Annotated in this window: 17 protein-coding genes and 1 tRNA gene; 8 read left to right on the top strand and 10 right to left on the bottom strand. The window is 57.5% G+C overall.

Annotated elements, in window-relative coordinates:
- Nucleotides 1-164: 164 nt before the first annotated feature.
- Entirely contained in the window at nucleotides 165-1,352 is a 1,188-nt protein-coding gene (locus RLW41_RS10505) for a hypothetical protein (RefSeq protein ID WP_414464476.1), read from the bottom strand.
- Between the two features lie 400 nt (nucleotides 1,353-1,752).
- Between RLW41_RS10505 and RLW41_RS10500 the strand changes: the two genes are divergently transcribed.
- The 4 genes from RLW41_RS10500 (at nucleotide 1,753) to RLW41_RS10485 (ending at nucleotide 5,950) form a co-directional block, all read left to right on the top strand.
- Complete coding sequence (locus tag RLW41_RS10500; RefSeq protein WP_414464475.1) at nucleotides 1,753-3,600, top strand: methyltransferase domain-containing protein; 1,848 nt, start codon at nucleotides 1,753-1,755, stop codon at nucleotides 3,598-3,600.
- 474 nt (nucleotides 3,601-4,074) lie between these two features.
- Nucleotides 4,075-4,704 carry a DUF2726 domain-containing protein gene (locus tag RLW41_RS10495; protein WP_414464474.1) on the top strand — a complete coding sequence of 210 codons (630 nt, stop codon included), beginning with the start codon at nucleotides 4,075-4,077 and terminating at the stop codon, nucleotides 4,702-4,704.
- Nucleotides 4,705-5,246: 542 nt separating this feature from the next.
- Nucleotides 5,247-5,549 (top strand): hypothetical protein, encoded by a 303-nt coding sequence (locus RLW41_RS10490; protein ID WP_414464473.1) that lies wholly within the window; start codon nucleotides 5,247-5,249, stop codon nucleotides 5,547-5,549.
- A 50-nt stretch (nucleotides 5,550-5,599) separates the two neighbouring features.
- Nucleotides 5,600-5,950 carry a hypothetical protein gene (locus RLW41_RS10485; RefSeq protein ID WP_414464472.1) on the top strand — a complete coding sequence of 117 codons (351 nt, stop codon included), beginning with the start codon at nucleotides 5,600-5,602 and terminating at the stop codon, nucleotides 5,948-5,950.
- 188 nt (nucleotides 5,951-6,138) lie between these two features.
- On the opposite strand, the gene RLW41_RS10480 is transcribed toward RLW41_RS10485, so the two are convergent.
- Nucleotides 6,139-6,324, bottom strand: a complete 186-nt coding sequence (locus RLW41_RS10480) for a DUF3606 domain-containing protein (RefSeq protein WP_414464471.1) — start codon at nucleotides 6,322-6,324, stop codon at nucleotides 6,139-6,141.
- Nucleotides 6,325-6,418: 94 nt separating this feature from the next.
- On the opposite strand from RLW41_RS10480, the gene RLW41_RS10475 reads away from it, so the two are divergent.
- Nucleotides 6,419-7,081 carry an SOS response-associated peptidase gene (locus RLW41_RS10475; protein WP_414464470.1) on the top strand — a complete coding sequence of 221 codons (663 nt, stop codon included), beginning with the start codon at nucleotides 6,419-6,421 and terminating at the stop codon, nucleotides 7,079-7,081.
- Between the two features lie 1,073 nt (nucleotides 7,082-8,154).
- Nucleotides 8,155-8,340: a hypothetical protein gene (locus RLW41_RS10470; protein WP_414464469.1), complete on the top strand. Its 186-nt coding sequence runs from the start codon at nucleotides 8,155-8,157 to the stop codon at nucleotides 8,338-8,340.
- A gap of 220 nt (nucleotides 8,341-8,560) precedes the next feature.
- Here the strand turns inward: RLW41_RS10470 and RLW41_RS10465 are convergent, their stop codons facing one another.
- From RLW41_RS10465 to hemC, 7 genes are all read right to left on the bottom strand, one after another.
- A complete protein-coding gene (locus RLW41_RS10465) occupies nucleotides 8,561-8,944 on the bottom strand; it encodes a hypothetical protein (RefSeq protein WP_414464468.1) in 384 nt (127 codons plus the stop codon).
- A 2,653-nt stretch (nucleotides 8,945-11,597) separates the two neighbouring features.
- Nucleotides 11,598-12,377, bottom strand: a complete 780-nt coding sequence (locus RLW41_RS10460) for a hypothetical protein (RefSeq protein ID WP_414464467.1) — start codon at nucleotides 12,375-12,377, stop codon at nucleotides 11,598-11,600.
- A gap of 361 nt (nucleotides 12,378-12,738) precedes the next feature.
- A tRNA-Thr gene (locus RLW41_RS10455) sits at nucleotides 12,739-12,814 on the bottom strand.
- 153 nt (nucleotides 12,815-12,967) lie between these two features.
- On the bottom strand, nucleotides 12,968-14,716 hold the full coding sequence (locus tag RLW41_RS10450; RefSeq protein ID WP_414464466.1) for a heme biosynthesis protein HemY: 1,749 nt from the start codon (nucleotides 14,714-14,716) through the stop codon (nucleotides 12,968-12,970).
- Between the two features lie 19 nt (nucleotides 14,717-14,735).
- Nucleotides 14,736-16,439: a COG4223 family protein gene (locus tag RLW41_RS10445; protein WP_414464465.1), complete on the bottom strand. Its 1,704-nt coding sequence runs from the start codon at nucleotides 16,437-16,439 to the stop codon at nucleotides 14,736-14,738.
- Between the two features lie 133 nt (nucleotides 16,440-16,572).
- Nucleotides 16,573-17,307: a uroporphyrinogen-III synthase gene (locus RLW41_RS10440; RefSeq protein ID WP_414464464.1), complete on the bottom strand. Its 735-nt coding sequence runs from the start codon at nucleotides 17,305-17,307 to the stop codon at nucleotides 16,573-16,575.
- Nucleotides 17,307-18,239: a hydroxymethylbilane synthase gene (gene hemC / locus RLW41_RS10435; RefSeq protein WP_414464463.1), complete on the bottom strand. Its 933-nt coding sequence runs from the start codon at nucleotides 18,237-18,239 to the stop codon at nucleotides 17,307-17,309. Before hemC ends, RLW41_RS10440 begins: the two co-directional genes overlap by 1 nt.
- 142 nt (nucleotides 18,240-18,381) lie before the next feature.
- Between hemC and tsaD the strand changes: the two genes are divergently transcribed.
- Together tsaD and RLW41_RS10425 are read left to right on the top strand one after the other, a co-directional pair.
- Nucleotides 18,382-19,485 carry a tRNA (adenosine(37)-N6)-threonylcarbamoyltransferase complex transferase subunit TsaD gene (tsaD, locus tag RLW41_RS10430; protein WP_414464462.1) on the top strand — a complete coding sequence of 368 codons (1,104 nt, stop codon included), beginning with the start codon at nucleotides 18,382-18,384 and terminating at the stop codon, nucleotides 19,483-19,485.
- An 82-nt stretch (nucleotides 19,486-19,567) separates the two neighbouring features.
- Nucleotides 19,568-20,584 carry an NAD(P)H-dependent glycerol-3-phosphate dehydrogenase gene (locus RLW41_RS10425; protein WP_414464461.1) on the top strand — a complete coding sequence of 339 codons (1,017 nt, stop codon included), beginning with the start codon at nucleotides 19,568-19,570 and terminating at the stop codon, nucleotides 20,582-20,584.
- On the opposite strand, the gene RLW41_RS10420 is transcribed toward RLW41_RS10425, so the two are convergent.
- Nucleotides 20,544-22,397: a hypothetical protein gene (locus RLW41_RS10420; protein ID WP_414464460.1), complete on the bottom strand. Its 1,854-nt coding sequence runs from the start codon at nucleotides 22,395-22,397 to the stop codon at nucleotides 20,544-20,546. The genes RLW41_RS10425 and RLW41_RS10420 overlap by 41 nt on opposite strands.
- Nucleotides 22,398-22,544 lie beyond the last annotated feature (147 nt).

Raw genomic sequence — 22,544 nt, 5'->3', positions numbered from 1 at the left:
CCGGATGACTGCAAAACCCTCGCCGTCGTTCGAGACTTGTTCAATGCGGATTTTAACGAGGTTACGCCCTCGCAACCCAAACTGCCTACGAGAAAACCCGTCCGACTAATCAAGTAGTTGGAACGGGCGCTATCTCTAAAGGCGTAGGTCATCGCGGTCGACTGTTATTCCGAAGTCTGAGTTTCATCGAAGGTTTCAAGCTGCTGGCGTAACGCTTCGAGGGCGAGTCGGATGCCTGAGCTGTTGTCCAGAAGGTCCCAAACCGTAAGCAGAGAACCGTTCGCTTTCTTGGCGAAAACCGACTTCTCTGTTTCCTTCGCAACGGTCCCAGGAACTGCGGCGACGACTTTTTCGACGAAGGCGCGATAGAAGGTTTTCATGCCCGGCGCATAGCCCATATCAACCAGACCGTCGGGATTTATTACGAATACAGTGATGCGAGCGGCGTCTGACGTCATTCGAACGACGAAGTGTTTGACGACTTCCCAATGAACATTGAGATCATCGCAGCTCGCTAGAAATGCGATCAGTTGCTCGGTCGTTCCTGGGCGCTTCCGGTCAAGAGCCTCGAATAGGCTCTCTTCGCTAAGGGTCGACGGCGTTTCCGATTTGACGGAACGAGGTGGGGCGGCAATAGCGACGGCTCCAGACTCAAATTGTACGATGCCTCGGACGATCGTTTCAGTACGGAGTGGAACGCTGGGAACGACGAGCCATTTTCCACCTTCCGGCATCTCATGAACCGCGAGTTCAACCATTGCCAAGGAGAAATGTAATCCGGCGTGCTGCTGCAAAAACTCGGTTAGACCCCGAGCGTTTTCTGTGATGCCGTCACCCACGATGAGAAGCAAAAATCGTCCGCGGCGCAAATTTCGGGATACGGTGTCGACGAACTTTTGCTCTTCGAGCCGACCACCCTCGTCTACGGTGTCCGACGCAGAAGCATGTAGATTGAACTTCGGCTCCTTCCGTGCCTTGCGAATGGCATCTTGAAAATCTTCGAAGCTGAGTGCCTGGAGGTCCTTGGCATAATCGATGATTTGAGCGATCACTTCGCGCCGGGCTTCGCCGTTCCGCCACAGCTTGCATTCGACCGCGATAATGTCACCCGTGGGAGTGATCAACAGATTATCCAGGTAGCCGGATGCGAGCGGCAACTCGATGCAAACTGGTGCCACTGGGAAGAACGACGGCTCGATGTCGATTATGGGCAAAACGGAAGGGGCTTTATGCACCAGCTCCTGCACCCATCTTTCGTTATAGCCAGCCTCGCCCTTCTTTTTTAAATCGCATCGCGACAGGCCGTTGACTGAGACACCCTTCTCCATCGTGCCACTTACAAGAAGTGGCATTCCTCGCCCCTGCATTTCCCAATCATCCCCGACTCAAAATCTTGACGGGAGGAACATAACTAATGCGCTTCGTTTGGGCCGGATAGTTGATCAGTTTTTCGCGTAATCCAAAAGAAAGATCACAGCTGTGCCCGGGCCATACAACATATTGTTTTGACCGATTATTTTCGCATCGGATCGAGCAGCGAAAGAGACGAAGGCTGAACCGGATGTAGCCTTCCAAGCTCTGTCCCTCTGGCTAGCCAAACCACCTCCATTGGCCAGCGTATACCCCGCTCCCCGCTCAGAGATTACTTCAAATAAACAGCGTTCCGTAATGCGATGATGTTTGCACGCAGATCATCTGAGTACGTATAGTCTTTAGACTGCATACGTATTCTGCGCGCTCGGGGGATCGGCTATGGCGCATCAGCAGGTCAAGGAACCGGAAGAAGATACTTGGTCCAAGCTAGGATCAGCAGCGGTGGACCGTGGAGATTTCAAAGCTGCAAAAACCTACTTCCAAAGTGCTGTCGATTTAGCTCCTCGCTCGGCGCTGGGGCGTTACCATTTAGCACTCGTCATGGAAGCGCTTGGCGATTTTGGTGGCGCAGGAGAGCAACTCACTGAGGCGTTGCGATTGCAGCCTGCCATGATAGAGGCCGCTCGACACCTCGGCGCACTTGTGACGCGGCGATCACTGCCCGGCACTGTGAAACTCAACAGGTTCGGAGTGCAGGCCGCTTTGAAATTCGATCTCGTCAACCGAGATCAGATCGCGGAAGCATTCATCTACTCGATGGCGCGCGGCGATCCTTTGAAACCAAGCCTCGATCTTGGACGATCGCAAGGATGGCTCGTCGCGGCTCGCGACTTATGTTTAAAGCGTACAAGTCCACTACTGGCCGATAATCTTTTTCGTACGGCTCTTCGCGACAACATTATCCGCATGCCCGAACTCGAGTGCTTGCTTATCGCATTGAGGCGGACCCTATTACTTGAAGTGCCGGAAAGTCGCTTTCAGGATCGCACGCTCTCCTCATTTGTCATTACGTTGGCGGAGCAGTGCTGGATCAACGAATACGTTTGGGCGACGAGTGACGACGAGGAATGTGCGCTGAGAGAACGATTTTCCGGAATTGACTTTACGAGTGGTGATGTCAGCTCCGGGATCAAATTAGGCATCGCCGCAACCTACGCACCCGTCTCTACGTGGCTGGGCGAAGGGATTGACGAGGTTTCGGTTCGAAGAGTGAAACCGAATATTGTCCGCGACTTTGCTCTCGATCGGTTGCGCGAGGATAAGCTTGAACGCTCACACTCCGCGAATGTGCCGAAGATCGCTGCGGTTGCGAATGCGAATGCGAATGCGACCTCGCAGGCGGTCAGAGACCAATATGAAAGTGCGCCATATCCGCGCTGGACGAGCCTTGGGGTGTTGACCAACAAGGCCGAGTGGCAGGGAACGTTGCGTCAATTCTTTGACCGCGACCGCCTTAAATTCCTCGATGAACCTTTCGAATTGCTGATCGCGGGATGCGGAACAGGATTACAAGCGTTAGCCGCCGCTACCGTCTATGGGCCGAATGCGAGGGTGACCGCGATTGACATTTCAAGAGCGAGCCTCGGTTACGCTTCCCGCATGGCCGAGAGGCTCTCGATCCCAAATGTTCAATTTTTGCAGGCAGACATCTTAGACTTAGAAAATACGGCCGAATTCAAAGAACGGTTCGATGTGATCGAATGTGTCGGCGTGCTTCACCACATGCAAGACCCGTTTCGCGGGTGGACAATTCTAAAGACCTGCCTCTCAAGTAGCGGTATCATGCTGATCGGTTTGTACAGTAGAATTGCTCGTCGCTATTTGGCGGAGCTGAAAAACGCCGAAGACTATCCGGGACCAAATTGCTCCAATCGAGAGCTGCGAAATTATCGGCAGTCTTTGGTAAAGCGGCCGGACGGCAAACTGCGAGACGAATACTTTGGTATCCGCGACCTTTACAGCACGAGCGCATTCCGGGACTTATTCCTCCATGTGAGTGAACGAAACCATTCTCTTCCAGAGATCGCGACATTTATGAGTAGTAATGGCCTCAATTTTCGAGGCTTCATGAATGTGCAGGACTTCGTGAAGCTCAAAGAAGTGCTGCCGTTGGTCGAGTGGCCCGGAAAACTTAAACAATGGGCAGAGCTGGAGAAGCGCAATCCAAATCTCTTCGGCGACATGTACCGATTTTGGTGTGACAAGAGCAGCACCCACGCCGCTTAGCGTGGCACGTCTTAGCGCAATAGAGGGCGAACTTTGCAATTGATTGCAAAGCCGATCTAACGCATCCGCGCTTTGCGTTGTTCGTTTTCCGCCTGGATAATTGGATATTCATCGGCCCCCATTATCAATAGTTCACCCAATCTGGTATCGGCTCTGCCGTACCTAATCGAGATCGACTCTCCGAGACTCGCTGTTGGGTCCGATGGGCGCGATACGTCGATCAGTTTTTCGCTTGGGCCGAAGAAATAGCGCCGCCGCGCCAGGGGGCAGCAACATATTGTTTTTCTTGTCGATTTCCACGTCCGATTGAGCAGCGAAAGAGACGAAGGCTGAACCGGATGTAGCCTTCCATGCTCTGTCCCTCTGGCTAGCCAATTCGCTTCAATTGGCTACGACCAATACAGCGTCGCGAAGTACTTTATTTGCCTTTGGGACCTAATCTGCTTCGCCCTTGTCCCGCACGGCGGCCACAGCATGGAAGCGCTTCTAACCACCGGCAATCCGTTCGATCGGTCTCTTGGCCTCTGGCTATTGTTTCTCGCAATAGCGGGATTGGTGTACCTTGGCCCATTTCGCAGTTTACGACGCCCGCGCATACGAAGATTGCCGACGTTAGCGTCAGACAATCACGTTGCCGATCCCAAGAAACAGTTGGAATTCGTTTCGCGAGTGCAATTTGAGACTCAGCCGCTGCTTAACAAAGGTGAGTTCCAGGTCCTGCTGGTGCTTGAGGCGGTGGTTCGAGACTTGAATTCGGGGTTTCGAGTGATGGCGCAGACCAGCCTCGGCGAAATCCTTAAGCCAAAGCGTCAGCTCTGGAGTGAGACGGCTTCCGATCTCGCCTACCGCTCTATCAACAGCAAGCGTGCGGACTTCGTCATCGTCAATGCAACAGGACACGCTGTACTTGCGGTCGAATATCAGGGCAATGGTCATTACCAAGGGACGGCGCTGATGCGCGATGCAGTCAAACGAGAAGCATTCCGCACGGCCGGAGTTGCACTCGTCGAAGTGCCTGCCCGTTTCGAGAAAGCAGATGTTGCGATGCAGGTCCGTCAAATTCTGCAACGCCACACCCGAAGAGCATCAGTTGGGTTTCATTGATAACCTCAGAACTGCTCTTCTGAGCTTTCGATTTTCAGCACTCTCCGAAGCTGGCACAAGCAGCCCGGCTTTCGCTAATGCGGGGAACGTTGCTGGCAGGAATTTCGGACGTCGCAAGTTGGGCTTAACCATCCGTCATCGCTCGAGGCTATGCAACGGAGCTGGGCGGAGCGGCGCGATCATGGTCATCGCTTTGGGACTACTTACCTCTAACCTTCCCTGGCCACCGTGGTCTGTCTTCAACAGCAATCATTTCGCCGCCAAACCGTGCGATAAACTTCAGCGCATGTTCCTCTTCAGCGAAGCACCAAACATTGATCCACTGATTGTCACGAAAGAACGTATGGCCACGCGGGCAAAGCGATAGGTCTTTGCAAAACGCACGCACTACATCGTGAGCTTTTCCCGAAGTCACGTTAGCGGGCAGCGCCACCTGATGCGGCCACCCGATATCGACGTCGCGATTGCGCATTTCGCCCTTGCGTCTGACCATCTCTCATGCGTAGAACAAAAAGAGAACATGGTCAACGAGGGAGGAAACGATGTCACCAGCTCGCAAGCAGATCGAAGGTGCTCAACACGACGAAGCGACGACGGCGATGTTGCTAGAAATTCGGAAGCACATTGTCGAAGAGACTGTCTCGATGAACCCAGCATTTGATTTTGAAGGGCTGGACGAGGAAGTGGCGCAAGCGCTCGTGGACCTGTCGCATTACGGCGAACGAAGCAGGGAGCACTTGACTAGGTATGCGAGACAGAGAGCTAACCAGTTTGTGTGGCTGCGGGCGTCGAATGCTCAATATGCAAAGCAGCATTCAAATCTTTTGACAGCCGAAGTGGATTGAAGGATCGTCAGAGTGCGCTGGACGGGGCCGGACAATGTCTGGAGTGTCTCATGCGTAAAGTGATCTTCGCATCGACTTCAATAGCTGCTGCATTGTCAGCTGTCGTCTATGTTGTTCCGGTCAGTTCGGCCGCAGCTGCGAATTTTGTATCGCCGCTACCGAAGAAGCCGAGCGCGGTCGTTGAGGTCAACCACCGCCGCTATTGGTATCCCGGCCCTTACCCGTACTATGCGCCATATCCTGCTTACGGTGCTTACTACTACGGACCACCGGTTGCAGCATATCCGCCGCCGGTCGTCTATTACCCTGGACCTCGTTATTATCCGGGCCCGGCCGTGTATGGCCCTGACGGTTTCTATGTCGTCAGGCGTACTTACCGCGCATACGATGCTGACTGGTAGGGGAAGCGCCCGATAGTTCGCAGCGCAGCAACTATTTTTTCTCTTCCAAGTGAATTTTTGGGAGTTTGAATGATCAGTGTAGTGTATAAAAATTTTAGCACCCAATCCCTCAGGTGCGTTTGACTGGATCAGCACTTCCCCCGTGCCACCAGTTCAGGGCGTCGGCTAATCCCCCCGGCTGACGCCCATCACTTTTTGTTTTTGAGGTAAGCCTCGACCTTCTTGGCGTTGTTCGAACCTGTGGCGCGAACTGCACCTGCCAATGCTTGGCCGGTCACCCCAAACTTCTTCTTCCAATAGGCGACTTCATATGGCTCGCCCATAGCGATGCGAGTACGATCCTGAGCGCCTTTCTTCTTTTTGTCGTCCGCCATTTGTCAGTCCTCAATCACTTGTTATTGTGCTGTCCAATACGCTGGACCTCTCGACACTATATAACCGGAGGCGGTGTCAGCAAGGTTCGCTTGAATGTGCGGTAAGTTCACTCAAATGTCGTCATGGCGCGATGTGCACGCGTTCTCTCAGCCACTCGCAGAGACGGATAGTGAAGTCGTTTCCACGCCAATGCGCTTCGCCAACATCATTCGGCTGAACGACGCTGGCGAACGTGAAGTCGTGCCGATGCGTTGGGGCTTCGCTGCTAAGGGTGACAAGAACCCGTCTCGCCCGAAGCACATGCACGCGCGATCCGAGACAATCGATAGACTGCCGACATTTGCAAATGCCTTCATGCACGGTCGCGGTATCCTCGTGGTGCACACGTTCAACGAAGGCGAAGAGCTGCCAAACGGCAAAACCAAGCAATGGGTAATCACGCCGAAGGACGGAAAGCCGATTGCAATTGCTGTGATCTGCGAAAAGTGGACGAACGGCGACGAGGCGCTAGACACGTTCATTCAAGTGACGACGTCTGCCAACACGCTGATATCTAAGATTACCGACAGGATGCCAGCCATCCTTCGGCCAGAGGATTGGGAAGTTTGGCTGGGCGAGCGCGAAGGCGGACCTGCTGATGTGAAGATGGTTCTTCGGACTTTCGAAGACGGCGGCAACTGGACGATGACCGAGCAGGCACATACGAAGAAGGCCAAGACTGCGAAGAAAGACGAGGGGCAGTCGGACCTTCTTTAACCGGAAACGCGCAGACCTGTTGATGCGGACTGCAACGTAAGAGATAATCTCAAATAGGGGTTATCTCATGTTAAAGAAATTTTTGATTGTCGTCGCGTGCGGCCTAGCTTTTCACACTGCTGCATTGCGAGCTGACAGCTTGCCGCCGCAGACCGAGACAGCTCCGAAAAACTCGACTACCAAGGAAGTGCTCACGGACGCTGCGATAGCCGCCTTAATCATTGCAGGTTCTATCGCGCTCTATAAAGCAACAGGCCATCCCTGCGCTTGCCCCAGCGACACTATGCGGAACGGCAAAGCGTGCGGGCGCAGAAGCGCATGGAGCAAACCAGGTGGCGCGCGACCGCTCTGCTTTCCGACAGACATAACGCCTGAGATGATTTCTGCTTATCGGGCTTCCGAAGCCATTCCACCTGTTTGGTGATGATATGAAGGGCACTAAGCGCCCGGGAACGCTCAGACGCTAGCGAGGCAATCAACACCGGATTGCTAGGGGAGTTAGAGGTTGAAGCGGCTTTAGTTCGCCGTGGTTGGCACCCGGTGCGCCTTGATCGAATGCAGGTAAGCGCTAACGTCGACATCATTGCGGTCAAGGGTCAGCAAAAAGTAGCCATCCAGGTTAAGGCAGGAAGAGGGTGGGGCCATAGCCACGCCAAGTATCTGCATTTAGGGCGCGCCCTGTCCTACCTCAGAGACGGAAAAGGCGTCTTCAATAGTAAGGTAAGCCCCCTCAGAGCCGACGTCGTAATCGCCGTAGTGTGTGGCAAGGAGTCGGGAAGTCGCTTCGTCGTGATGCCCGTTGCGTTTGCGGAGACGATAGCGCGCGCTCACGCAGACTATTGGTATCGCGTGGCCACTCGAACAGAGAGCGGGCAAAGAACAGACCGCTTTCCGATTTATGTAAACTTGTTTGCGGAACCGAAGGCTCATGGCAAACACCACATGAGGATGGCCAGGAACGCGGCCCGCTTCGAAGACCGCTGGGATATTCTCGAACAGCCCATTGACCGTCTGCATAAAACTGCCGCGTGGCCTTTGGACGAATGACGCCGAAATCAAGGCAGGAGGCAGATGTGCCAGTCGATCCCACTCGAATTCTTTCAGTCATCCGAGAACTGGAACAGACGTCGCCGAATGCTTTGAAGGAAACGGACCGCGAGCTGCTGCTGTCGATCAAGAAGACACTTCAGGACCACAAACGGGAAGTCGATAAGATGCTTCTGCGCTTGGAGTTCATTGACGGGCAGCAGTTAAACTAGTGGAACCACGCTCGCAGCTGCCAAATAATTACGACCACAACAACTGCCGCCACTATCCACCAAATGTATTCTTTACCGCTCGGTTCGGGGCCACCGTAGTCGGGGGAATTTTCGTAGCCGGAGGGCATCACGAGCCTACACGAGATTTAGTGAGCCAGCGCAAATAGGCGGCCCTGCGCGCCAACGCGGGGAACCCCCGCTGGCAGGCGTATCGAGCAGCCTAAGTGTGACGATCCTGCCGCCACAGAGCAAGTGCGTATGCTGCCCATGCACAAATAGTCGGGTAGAGAGCTATCGGCAAAAGCATCCTAAACAAGCCGATTGGGTCCGGTGGAGGTCGCCGGAGCGACCAAATCATTAGCGCAATCGCGAGCGTCACGACCGAGATCGCCGTGAATGCTAGCAGCCTTGCGTAAAGCTGATCGACCTTGCTTGTTGCTATCTGAGCGAGGATCAGGGCTGTAACGACGGTGCCGCCGATTGTGATCGTGTAGACAATGGTGAACCCTATGGCGGTAGCCGACGTGTTGCCATGACCAATGGTCCAGAACAACGCGGCTGCGAATACGATCAGCGAAGCCGAGGCAGGCAAACTCGCGCGCATAGACTGCTCACTTCCTAGTTGAGTTCGATTTTTCCTTACACAGAAACTTCTACCGTCGCGCTAACGTGCTGAGTTAACGCCGCGCTCCGTTGCCTTTGCAATCAATTGCAACAATTGAGCGCCTCGGATCGTCCTATTTTCGATGGGAACAGATAGCGGGGTTAGGCGAGCTCTTCTCTTGAGCGCCGAACGTGGGAGCGCGAACGTATGTGAGCGAACATCATGAGGGAGAGCTACCTTCGTAACCGTGTTCTCGGTGGGCGGCGATAGTAGGAGTGTACGAAAGTTCCATTCCGCCTGTAATACGACCTCACGTGTACCGTTTTTTGCGGCCATCGTAGGCGCTCGGCGAATAGGTATAAGGAGCGCGCTTTTCAGGGGGAAAGCCGACTGCCGTGATCGGCGAACCGCACAGATGGTGACTCCAACCGTCTTCCGGACCGTTGGGCGGCGATTTAAGTTTGCAATTGATTGCAAAGTGTAGCTCGGTACTTCTCTACCATTTTGGCCCGGTACCTCACAGGCCGTCTCGTTGATTGCCAGAATAATTTACCGACCGGCCGGTCCCGCCGGAAAGCTTGGCTCGTTCTTTCTCAGCCACGATAATTGGACGTTCATCGTACTCCATAATTAATAGTTCACCCAATCTGGTATCGGCTCTGCCGTACCTGTGAATGAAAAATGCACAACTGGGGTCTTTTGAGGCTCACCCGAGTTAAGTCGCGCCGAAAGAGCAACTTGGAGTGTGAAAGGGATAGGGTTGTTGCGACTCGATGGGAATTCGATCGTACCGGTCTCGAGCTTGATCTGTGGAATGTCGCGCTCTGCATTATGCGACAAGTACCAAACTCCGTTGACCGAAAGGTCAACGTTGAAGCGGCTGAGCACGTACCGGGCCTCCTGCCAAATCCACACTATTTGGACGGTGAGAAAGTCTCTGAGTATCGTCTCGATAGTTTCAGGCGCTTCAATGGAATTCGGGGGTCCGAAGGTGCAGCTCAGTAAGATGCTATCGGGTTGAATGCTCGGATCGGATGCGAACCGTGATTTCCCGATATCGCGCCAGACACAGATGCGGCGTGTCTGGGGAGTTTTAACGTGCATCCACGGATACGATCGGTTCGTCACTCCCTCGGGCCATCCGGTTTTTTCACTCGGAACTGCGGGAAACGATGACCAAGTGTAGTCGCCTTGAAAGTCAAATTTCGCCGTCGCTATTGGACCGGGCGCAGCGCGGCTGAGGGACGGCATAAGCGACGCCAACACGACGGTAAAGGCCGACAGTAAATTCATGGGCACAGACATAAATCGAGTACCGGCTCAAAAAGCGCTCAATTAACCCTTTCTAGATACTCGATTTTTACGCTGGCAACGCTAGACCTTGCCGTCATACTTAAGAGTCGATTATCGAGTCGGCACCAGCAAAGTCCTGCCGTTGGATAAGTCGGCAATCGGAACATCAAGCGGCTCATTTCAGCTCGCCGTCTTATGGATTGGCACTCTCCAAATGAGAACGACTTGAACAAATCCATCGCTGTCGGCGCGGCTGTCGCCGTCATTCTCTTTGGATTGATTTTACCGCCTGGACTCGCATGGCTTTCGGACATGACATTCAATCCCGAGAGCGTCCGCTGCTATCCCGTAACGGGAACCAAGTCTAAGGTGCCAGCCACTTATGCGGATGTTGTGATCAACTCGTCGCCGCAGGTTGTTGCGACTGCCAATATTCGCGCTTCTAGTGATCGAGCCCGCATCAAACATGGCTTCCGGCCACTTGCCAGGGCGATGGAGCAATGTGGCCGTTCGGTATGCTCAGCCGAGTCTCTGAGAGCCGTCCGCTCCGCGCTCCGCAAGTACCTCGATGCGCGCGTAAGCGTGGCCACGCGCGTGCTCGTAGCCCAACCCGAATTGAACGGATACGAAAAGATAATCGACTACTTAGGAACGCCAGAGCAAGTTAAATTGGCCACACGCCTTCGGTCGCTTGTCAATGCGCGCGTGCTTTCCCTCAATTCTCTCGGCCATATTCGCGAAGCGGCCGCGCTATATATTTTTCGGCCGGTCGAAGATTTCTTGCCCTGCGCTAGCTCTTGATATGGCCCGCGGAACCTACTCTGTTTCAGACAACAATGAGATCATTAGCAAGCAGTTTAGCGGGTGCAGTTCAGGAGCGGCTCCAGCTGACACGAGGATCGCCGCTGGCGGGAATTTCGGAGGTTGCCGGTGGGGTTGTAGCCATCGTTGCATCTCTCGGCGCTACGCATGTTCTTATGATGATCGCGGACGTCGTCCGACGCAGAGCCCGACGACGCGACAAGCATAGAAGGAGCGGTGGTGACTGCGCAATGAATTGCAAACTGCACATGCTGGCGGACTCTTCTGAAGTGCTTCGTATCCCGGATAAGAGCCTCAATGAGTTTATCACTCCTCCGGGAACAAGATGCGAGCGTAAGCGAGCACTTCACTTGAACAATGCAAGGAAGGTTCGCGAACGTATGTGAGCGTAACTTTTGAGAACTGAGAAGCGAGTAAGGAGAAGTGAAGTGATTAGGTTCCGCCAAGCATTCCGCCAAACGATCCGCCAGTTGATCCGTCATTAGCGCCGCCAATTGGGTGAAAATGGCGGAATGCCTGGCGGAATAGTCCGCGTCCATCAATCTTCTAGTGAGTCAATATACTCATCGGTGCAAACGTCTATCTCGCTCTTTTGAGACGATGATGATTTCACGGAATTGCTCTTGGTCGCCTGTACCTTAAGGGAGTTCATGTAGACGTTGATGAATACGTTTACATGCTTTTTGAAGAACGCTGTCGAGGGTGTCGGTGAGTGAGTGAACTCCTCTGTCACGTATTTGACGTGACCTCCAAACCAGTTCCAGCGCTCAACGCTGTACTCGATGATACTTGATACGTGTTCTGGCGGCATCGCATCTACCGCCTCTTTGAGCTGGTAGCGCGCACTTTTGGTCAGCTTGCAGTAGGCAGCATCTGTGTGTTTGACAACGGCGCATTCCCAAGCATCGACGTAAGCTACCGGATCAGTGACCTTCTTCGACTTGCTATTCTCGAATTTAGAAGTCTTCGACTTAGGAGTTTTTTGGAACTGATAATGCGCCAATGCACGCCTTGTCGGTCGGATAAACGTATGCAGCGTGTTTCCGGCGAACGGCCCTCGTTCGCGTCGAATAAGGCCGTGAACCTCCAGAAATGCGAGATACCGTTCTAAGGTGCGCAGTTTTAGTCCAGTCCACTGGCACCATACCCGAAGTGGATACGCAGCCCATACGTGCGGGTCGTCCCGTAGCTTTGCCTTCGAAGTTTTCCAACTTCGAATGACAGAAGCCAATAGAGCCGCTGCTTTCGGATAGTGCACACACCACGCTTTAAATTCAGCCGGGTCTTCAAGATTGTATCCAGATGCTACCACCGACATGCGACCCGTCCTGAGTTTGCGGCGCATGTGCCATCGGTGTGCACTACCGCTGGTGCTATAAACTCTCCGGCGGCATCGCGCTTTTTGTAGACTGATATTTTTCTCAGATATTCGACCACATGCAGCATCTGCACAGCGGTGAACTCGGTAAAATATTCAACCCAATTTTGGGGACCGACCCTGCCTCGCTTGAAATTGGTTGCAATCGATTTGGCGCTAGAAACACCGAGCGAACAAAGTCTGGGAAAGAGTCTGGGACTTTTGACGGTGAGTCTGGGATTTTTAGGGACATCGGCTCCCTTTCGTTCCCTTTTACTAAATAAAAGGAACTTCGGAAGTCTCTGATTTTTATGAGATATCGTGGTGCCGCTTGTGTGACTCGAACACACGACCCCGTCATTACGAATGACGTGCTCTACCGGCTGAGCTAAAGCGGCTTTTGTTCCGGCGGAGGGGCGTTCCCCCCGAGAAGGCGCGAGGGATACTCTGGGCGGCCGGGAATTGCAAGGGTCGTTGCTTCAAAAGTCATTCCTGCCACAGAGGCCCGCGCAAACCCAGCGCGAGCCAAGACCCTCAACCCGATCAGCGCCTTAGTTGACCGACCGGAAAGTCCGGCGTGCGACGGGCTGCTCAAGCTCCGGCTCCGGCGGCTCCGTGCCCGGATCGTCCGGTGCGCGCGGCGTGATGAAGACGGCCGAATCCCCCCGCCCGGACGGCGAGCGCTCCTGCGACAACGCCTTGACTGTCGTTGCAACCTCATCGCCGCGTCCCACCGCCGCTGGATGCGCGGCCCCATTGGCGGCACTTGCCGCCGATGCCTTCGGGGCGCTGTCGGAATTCGGCGTCACCGGAACGGTGACTGGCTCGGCGGTCACGACCTCAGGTTCGGCAGCCGCCGTCGCCGTCACGGGCTGGCTTTCGGCAGGGACGGGCGTTGCAGCTTCGGCCTTGCGACCCGGAGCCGCTGGCGCTTCAGCCTTGATTTCCGTCGTCGCCGGGGCGATGGCGATCAACTCGTCGATCTTGGTCGCCAGAATTTCGCCGCCAGCACTATCACTTGTTTCAACCGGCACGCGCCATTGGAAGGCATCGAGACGGCCATCGACCGGCGAGATCGGCTCCCAGTGATCGGAGATGACACCGTCGGCCATCCACACCGGATCGCGCGCAGCGTTCATCGCCCGCGCCAGCCATTCACGCACCCGGCCCTTTTCACCGTTCTCGCCGGCTTCTATCCGCGCCATCAACAGCGCAACGCGTTGCGTCAAGCGATCGGCGAGCAGCGGCTCCAGTGCCCGGCGGGCTTCCTCGTACAGTCGGGCCTCCGCCGCGGTCGTCGCCACCGCGATCGGGCTTTCGATCGAATGCGGATTGAGAGCCGCGAGCTGGCGGACGCGGTCGAGCCGGTCTCGCGTGCTGTCACCGACACGCGCATGCGCGTAAACCGTCGCGAGATCGGGATGCGGCGCCTTCGTCCAAGTCTTCTGGATGATCTTTGCCGCCTTTGAGGTGTTGCCGCGCGATGCCAGAATGCGACCCGCAACGACGGCAGCCGGCACGAGATCCGGCGCCAAGGCGTGCGCTTCGAGCGCCCAGGCGAGCGCCTTGTCGGGCGTATCGTCCTCGGCTGGGATCGCCTTTGCCGCCAACAGCACGGCGCGTTTGCGATCGGCAGCGGCTTTTGGAATGTGACCGCTCTTGCGCGCGTGTTCGAGCGTCGCCAGCGCCGCCGTCCAGTCCTTCTGCTTGCATTGCTGCTCAAAGAGCGCCGTCGACGACCAACCGAGTTTCGGATTGGCCTTGAGCGCCCGCGCTGCAAACTGCCGCGCAGCTTCGCCCGCGCCTTCCCGCTGCGCTTCGAGGAACAGCCCGCGAAGCCCCAGCTGTTCGGTCTCGGGAGACGCCAACATCGCGTCATAAATGCGCCGCGCCGACGCGCGGTCGCCGGAAAGCTCCGCCGATTGCGCGCGCAACAGTTGCGTAAGCGGTTCATGCGGCAGACTCTTGCGTGCCTGCAGCGCATAGCGCGCCGCAAGCGAACTATCGCCCGCACCGATGGCGATCATGCCCCCGGAAAGCGCATCAAGCCCTTTGCGCTCGCGATGCCGCATCAGCCGGCTGCCGATTATCGCCGGGCTGTTCCACAGTGTCTTGAAGACCGACCACAGAAAGATCAGCGAAGCGACCAGCGCCGCCAGGATGACGACGGCACGAAACACCGAGGTCTCGATGTCGTAGCCCTGCCAGACGATTTGCAGCGTGCCGGGCCTGTCGGCAAGCCAGGCAAGGCCGGAGGCGATGAGGGCGATCGTGAGCAGATAAACGACGAGGCGCACCATGACGCAGACCCTTTATCGATTATGGCGACGGCTGTGCCGATTGCTGGGAGACGCCCGCAATGGAAGACTTCAGTTGTGAATTGAGGTTCTGAAGCGCGGTCTCGACGCTGACCCGCGCCGCAACCTTGTCGAGGAAGGGGCGCATCGCATCCTGCGCCTTCGGTGACAATTCCTTGCCCTGGTCGATGACCTCTCCGAGACGACCGTCTGCCAGCGCAACCTGCATGCGCCCGACGACGGCTTCCGTGCTCTTGTCATCGGATTTGAGATCGATCCGGCGAACGCGCACAACCGATTTCGCACCAGCCCAAAGCCGATCGACGACGCTCGCGTCCTGCGGCTCTGAATCGGCGTCGATTGCACGGTCTGCCGCCGTGCGGAATTCCTTGGTCAGCTCGGGCAACGTCGGCACACCCGTGTCCTGAAGCTTCTCCAGCGCTGACAGATCGAACGTCGGCCCCGCAACCTTCTTCACGTCGGCAAGCTGAGCCGAGAAACTCTGCCCGCTGTCGAGCGTGCGCTGCAGGTTCTGCAGTTCAAGCGCGAGGACAACGCGCTTCGCGCTTTCCTTGCGCGCCGCATCGCCTTCGACGACCGCCTGCACGCTTTTATCAAGCGCCGCGATCTTCTGGTCGATCGGCTGCACGGCGGCTGAAATGTCGGCAGGTTTCGCCGCAGCCGCACGCAAACCATCGAGCGCCGTCTTGAGACTTCCGAGCTGATCCTGCGTAACTTTGAGATCGGCGGCGACGTGATCGGTCGTCGACTTCAACGCCGCGATCTCTTCTTCCATCCGCACACCGTCGGTCTTGAGACCGGCGACATCCTTGTCGATACGCTGCGTGCCCGCGCGTGCCGTCTCGGCGGCTTCGGTCGCCGATTGAATGCGGCTCTCGACATCCTTCGTCACGTTCGTCCGCAGCGCGGTCAGCTGCGTCGCAAGGCTCGTTTCGAGATCGGACACTTTGCCCGTCAGCCCCGCGATTTGCTCGATACGCGTCGCATTGGGATCGTTGACGCCCGCATCCGCCATCGCCTTCAGCCGATCCTCGATCTTGCCGATGCGCTCGATAAGTTGCGGCTGCCCAGCGTCGGAGGCGGCCGAGGCCAGCGCCGCTTTCGTCTCGGCGACGAGGCGCGTCTGCCCTTCGATCAGCGACGGAATTTTCTGTGTCGCATTTTCGAGGCCTGCGATCTTCGCTTGAATTCCGCTGAGATCCGGTGGCGGCGGTGCTGCGCTTTCGTTCTTCTCGATCGTCGCGAGACGTTGCGAAAGATCGGCGATCTTTGCATCCGCGCCGTTCTGCATTTCAAGCTGAGGCAAGGCCCACAGCACGGCAGCGAACGCCAGCCCGCCGCCGGCAATCCCGGCCGCCAGATGACTGAAAACGCCGCCGCGTTTTTGCACGATGACGCTCGGTTCTTCGGACTTAGCCGCACGGGCGGCAGAGGCCGCCGACGACGCAGATGCGCCGGGTTTGTCGTAGCTGGGCTTATCGTATTTGCCGGCGCCGAACGTCGCCTTGGCGTCGCTCTTCTTCGGCTCCTCAGCATAAGATCCAGCAGCAGCCGGACGCGGAACTTCGCTGCCCGCCGCGCTCTGAGCCGCGGCGCTCGATTTGCCCGGCGACACCTTCACCTCGGTCGCTTTCAGGTCGAGCGTCGCATAGGGCTTCTTCCCCGCTCCACCGCTTGATCCTGCACCCGATTTCTCATCTGCCATCGGAGCCTAAGCCTCCTTACGAAACTCGCATATGCCGTCCGGTCCCGGTTCGGAATCCAGGTGTTCCGGAAAAATCTGTCTATTGAGAGGGCTCAATTGCCGGGGCGACCAGCCGGCCTGTTTTTACGCCTTGTTACTCCGCTTTCGAGCTTGCCGCGAGACGTTTTACGAGCGCAATCATTTCTTCGATGTTAGGTTGCGAAGAAACGAGAGTCATATCGATTTTTGCAATCGGCCCCAAGGCTTCACCTACGCGCTCGGACAGACACAAATACGTTATGCCGGAAAGTTGTACCGGCGGCGACAGCGCGGCAACCAACCGTGACCAGATCCGCGCCGTCCGCGGCGACATCAGCGTTACCGCATCGATGCCGCCCGTTTGGAGCGCTTTGATGACATCCGGCGGCAACGCTTCCGCTTCGACTGACCGATACGCCAGCACCGGCACAACGTTAACGCCACTTTCGGCCAACGCGCTTTCAAGATCGAACGCGACGACGTCGCCTCTGAGATAGATCAAACGTTCGCCCGCGGCCCGCGCCCTGAGCATCGGTGCAAGATCTTCGGCCCGTCCGGGCCCTTCCACGATCCGCGCAAAACCGATGTCCCTCGCCGCAGCTGCGGTTGCCGGCCCGACGACGTACAGCGGCAGCGGCGTCAGCGTGGCAAGTACAGGCGAAGCGGCAAGCGCCGTCAAAGCGTTACGGCTGGTCGCAACGATTGCCGTCGCATTGGCAAACGCGTCCGCCGGAACATCGTTCGCAACGGTTTCCATAAGTGGCGCCAGCATTACCTCGCACCCAAGCTCTTCGATGCGCGTTTTCAGCGGTTCGGCATCTTGAATTGGGCGCGTAATGATGACGTTCATCAGACGTTCGGCCGGACAAGCAACGCGGCATCCGCCTGGTTTAAAATTTCATCGGCCGCGGACAATCCGAGGTCGTGGGCATCTTTGACATTTCCGATACGAGAAACGTCATAGCATTTCTCGCCATCCGGCGAGAGCAGTTGCCCGCGAAAGCGCACTTCATCACCTGCGACGATGCCATGCCCGGCGATCGGCGTCCGGCATGACCCTTCGAGCCGCGCCAGGAACGCCCGCTCGGCCGCGACCGCCCAAGCCGTTGTCTCATCATTCAATGCTGCAACGATCGGCGTCACGAGTTCATCGCCATCGCGAATTTCAAGCCCGATCACGCCCTGCGCCACGGCCGGCAGCATATGCTCCATCGATACTGGCGATGTGATCCGCTCCGTCATTCCCAGCCTCTTGAGACCGGCGACCGCCAGAAAGGTTGCTTCCGCCACACTGTCTTCCAGCTTGCGCAACCGTGTCTGCACGTTGCCGCGGAAATCGACGACGCGCAGATCGGGGCGCGCATGCAGCACCTGCGCCTTCCGCCGAAGCGACGATGTCCCGACGACCGCATTCTGCGGCAGCTTCGAGAACGATTCATGCCGCAAAGAAATGAATGCGTCGCGCGGATCTTCTCGCGGCAGCACCGCGCCGATCACCAGCCCGTCGGGCAGTACGGTCTGCATATCCTTCATCGAATGGACGGCAACATCGATCTCGTTGGTCAACAGCGCTTCTTCGATCTCTTTCGTAAAGAGACCCTTGCCGCCGATCTCCGACAGCGGCCGGTCGAGCACGCGGTCGCCCGTCGTCTTGATGACCTGAATGGTGACGGCCTCATCGGCCAGACCATGGGCGGCGATGATCCTATCTTTGACTTCGTGCGCCTGGGCGAGGGCCAAAGGCGAGCCTCGGGTCCCGATGCGGATGCGGGTCGCTTGCAAAAAGGTTTCTCCGGATGCTAGGCGGGGCGTTCGGGCCCAAATGCCGATAGATGAATGCCGGTAATTCGGGCGACAGGTATGCTCCAAAGAGGCGCGGATTCCAACCACGCGCCTGCAAGTTCTAAGTTAAGTTCCTGAACAGATGTCTGAGCCTTCCGATACTGCGCCTTCTGCCGCCCTTGTTCTCGGCATTGAGACGAGCTGCGACGAGACGGCCGCCGCCATTGTATCCCGCAACGCCGCGGGAGAAGGGCGAATTCTGTCCAACATCGTTCTGTCGCAGTTCGACAAGCACGCGATCTACGGCGGCGTCGTACCGGAAATTGCCGCCCGCGCCCATGCCGAAAGCCTCGATCTTTTGGTCAAGACCGCTCTCGATAAAGCGGGCGTAACGCTCGGCGACCTGACCGGAATTGCAGCGGCCACCGGCCCGGGACTGATCGGCGGCCTCGTCGTCGGCGCCACCACGGGCAAGGCGCTGGCCCTCGCGACCGGCCGCCCGTTTGTTGCGATCAATCATCTGGAAGCGCACGCCCTGACGGTCGGCCTGACCGATCGGGTCCGGCCGCCTTATCTGATGCTGCTGGTCTCCGGTGGCCATACGCAACTGCTGCTCGTTGAAGGCGTCGGCCAGTATCGCCGGCTTGCGACGACTATCGACGACGCCTTGGGCGAAGCCTTCGACAAAACGGCAAAGCTCCTCGGCCTGCCGATGCCCGGCGGCCCCGCCGTCGAAAAAGCCGCAGCGAACGGTAACGGCACGCGTTTCGACCTTCCGCGCCCAATGAAAGGCCGGAGCGACCCGCACTTTTCATTCGCCGGTTTGAAAACGGCGGTCAGACATGCGGCCATGCAAAGCGCGCCGCTATCCGAGCAAGATATCGCCGATCTCTGCGCCTCCTTTCAGGCGGCCGTGTGCGAGAGCGTCGCTGATCGCGTGCGGCTCGCGATGCGTACGGGCGCATCGCATTTTCCGGACGCCGGGCAGCGGCCATTCGTCGTCGCCGGTGGCGTCGCCGCCAACAAGGCGCTGCGTGCCACCCTTGTAGATGTCGCCCGAGCGCACGACTTCTCGTTCCACGCACCGCCGTTCGAACTTTGCGGCGACAATGGTGCCATGATTGCCTGGGCAGGCGCCGAACGCTTGGCCCGTGATCTTGCCGACCCGCTCGACGCGCCGGCAAGACCGCGCTGGCCGCTTGACGCCGAAGCGCCCAAAGCCATCGGCGCCGGTGTCAAAGCTTAAGCTCATTACGGCTTAAGCCGCCGAAGGCTAGTCTGAATGTGCCATTTGCATTCCAATCGAAGTGCCGTGCTAAGTTGAACGAATGACAGTCCCGGGGGCGGTTTTGCAGATACGTTCGATCAGTGTTGTCGGCGGCGGCGCCTGGGGCACAGCCCTCGCGCAGACGCTATCGCACGGCGGCACGGCGGTGACGCTTTGGGCGCGCGAGCCCGAGGTCGTCGACGACATCAACGCCCGCCATGTCAATCGCACGTTTTTGCCGGGCGTCGATCTCAATCCGGCAATCCGCGCGACCGGCGATCTCATGAGCGTTGCGCATGCTGATGCCATTCTCGCTGTCGTCCCGGCACAGCACCTGCGCGGCGTGATGGCGAAACTCGCGACGCAGATTGCACCCGATACCCCTGTCATCCTTTGTGCCAAAGGCATCGAGCAATCGACCGGCCGCTTCATGGGCGATGTTCTGGAAGAGGTCGCGCCGCGCTTGCTTCGCGTTGTGCTTTCCGGACCGAGCTTTGCCGCTGACGTGGCCCGCGGCTTGCCATCGGCGCTGACGCTCGCCTGTCGCAATGAAGCCGTCGGCCGCGCGCTCGCCGCAACGTTGTCTTCGCGCCAGATGCGCCTCTATTGGTCGAGCGACGTACTCGGAGCCGAGCTCGGCGGCGCCGTCAAAAATGTTCTCGCCATCGCGGCTGGCATCGTCGCCGGACGCGGCCTCGGCGCCAGCGCGCATGCGGCCCTCGTGACACGCGGCTTTGCGGAGTTGCGCCGGTTCGGCGACGCCTTGGGCGCGCGTCCCGAAACACTTCTCGGACTATCCGGCCTGGGCGATCTCATCCTGACGTGTGGCAGTCCGCAGTCGCGAAACATGTCGCTTGGCCGCGCCCTCGGCGAGGGCCGCACGCTAGCCGAGATTCTTGGCGCCCGTGCCGCCGTCACGGAAGGCATCTATACCTGCAAGGCGCTTGTCCGCTTGGCGCACGAGCATGGCATCGACATGCCGATCGCCGAAGCCGTCAACGATATCATCGAAGGCCGCCTGATGGTCGATGAGGCGATCACGGCGTTGATGCAGCGGCCTTTAAAAGCTGAAGATTGAGCGCCGCGCGATCGACCTTCCAGACGTGGTAGATCGCGTGCGGATCAGATAGCGCCACCGGCACCAGGAAACGCGGCGCCTTGCCACTCACAAGATCGACCTTCAGCGTTCCCTTCCAGTCCGGACTCGATGCAAGCGGCTTATCAAGACCATCGCAGATCGCAACGTAATCGACATCCTCCTGCTTCAACAGCGCAGCCGCAGTCTTGGCATCGTGCGCTGAAAAAATCAGATGATTGGCGATGATCGCATTCGCAATCCGATGATAGGGCGCCGAGAGCACGCGATGATGCGTTTCGGCGGCGATAAAAGCGCCAACGTCGATATGCGCAGCAACAAGCCCCGCAGGCAGGTCGGCCAATTCGCGGATCGCTTCGGGCTTGGAGCAGGCATCCGCGTCGGCGCGTACCTGTTCCGTCATGGCAGGCGGAGCACCGACCGCCGCATCGACACCACCCGATGCCCACAGCAGCACTGTCTGATTGAACAGCACGATCGCGCCCAATCGTATTGTCGACGCGCCGATATCTCCGACCGGACCCAGGCGGCTGACGACGAGCGCCATCGGCACGATCGAGATAAACGATGCGTAAGAAACATACTTGTATTGCCAGCAGGCTAAACCGATCAACGACACAACCGCGGCAAGCAAAAAGAGGTCAGCCGCGCTGCGCGTCTCTTTCAGTCGATGAACTTGCGCCCAGAGCGCAATGCCATAGAACGCAAGCAGACCGAACGACTGACTGAAATGGCGATGGAAGAAATCCGCGACAATGCTGTTGTTTTCGGCGACCTTGTCCAGCCAGATCTTGATTGCAAGCGGCGGCAGCTGTCCTAAGGGGCCCCCGAGACACTTCGGCTCAAGCCATCCATAGGCTGCAATGCCAACGCCCGCACAGGCCGCAATCGGGGCGATACGCGCATAAAGCTTCCACTCCCGGCCCGGCACAAGAGCGACCAGAACCCCCACGACCCCCGATGCGACCAGCACGACCATGTTGAGCGAAATGGCATCGCATTTGATATCCATCCAGCGCGACGGCGGAATGGTCGCGAAGAAAGCTGCTGCGAACGTCAGCGCCAGCGCAATCGAAAACGCCGCCGCACCTTTCTCGACGCGCCGGTCGAAAAGCCCCCACGCAGCAACGAACGTTCCCAGCACAACCGCCGGAGCCAACGCCTCATAGCCAACGGCGAGCGCCAGGCCAACCAGCGCGCCAGCAAAGCGCCAAGCGGCCGTGCGCTGCGGATAGGCCCACATCAATAGGGTGGCGGAAACCGTACAGGCGATCATCACATTATGATGGTCGATGCGGCCAACAGCGAATTGATACCACCCAAGCGGCGTCAGCGCCGCAAATAGCAGTGTCAGACGGCCGATCATATCGCCGCCGACCTTCGCTGTGGTTTTGAACATGACCCACGTGAGGAACCCCAGCGTCAACAGCGGCCACGCAGCATGGGTCAAACGCTCCGCATCTTCGATGGGAAGGAAGAGATTGAAACCCGCGATTAGCGCTGCAATCGGTAGATCGACAAGGCGAGACCAATGCGACAGCATCCCGGCATCGCCGCCGAACTTTATCGTCGTCGTATCGAACCAGTGCCAGGAAACCATCAGCTCCCGGACCTGAACAAGGCGCGTCGCGTCGTCCGGATCGCCAAAGAAACCGTAAATCCCGACGCCGGTGACATGCCAACTTCGAGCGCCGACGAATGCGAGCGCAATCAGCCACCAACCCCAATTCGGAACATCCCGTAAGCAGGCCCTAATCCCCTGCTCGACCGATACCTTCGATGTAGCGGAATGCATACGCTGGTCCCCGGAAAGGCCGCGAGCCTATCGGACGCCCATTAGGGGACCGTAAACTTCGGCCAGCCGCAGATAAAAAAGGCCTGAAATTTTATATTCGGGCTTGCTTCGAATTCTTTGCAAATATCAGCCTTTGTTTACCCATCC

The sequence above is a fragment of the Hyphomicrobium sp. DY-1 genome (assembly GCF_047497105.1).
In the GTDB taxonomy this organism is placed as follows: Bacteria; Pseudomonadota; Alphaproteobacteria; order Rhizobiales; family Hyphomicrobiaceae; genus Hyphomicrobium_B.
The sequence above is the reverse complement of the archived record's forward strand: the minus strand, read 5'-3'. Positions and strand labels throughout refer to the sequence as shown.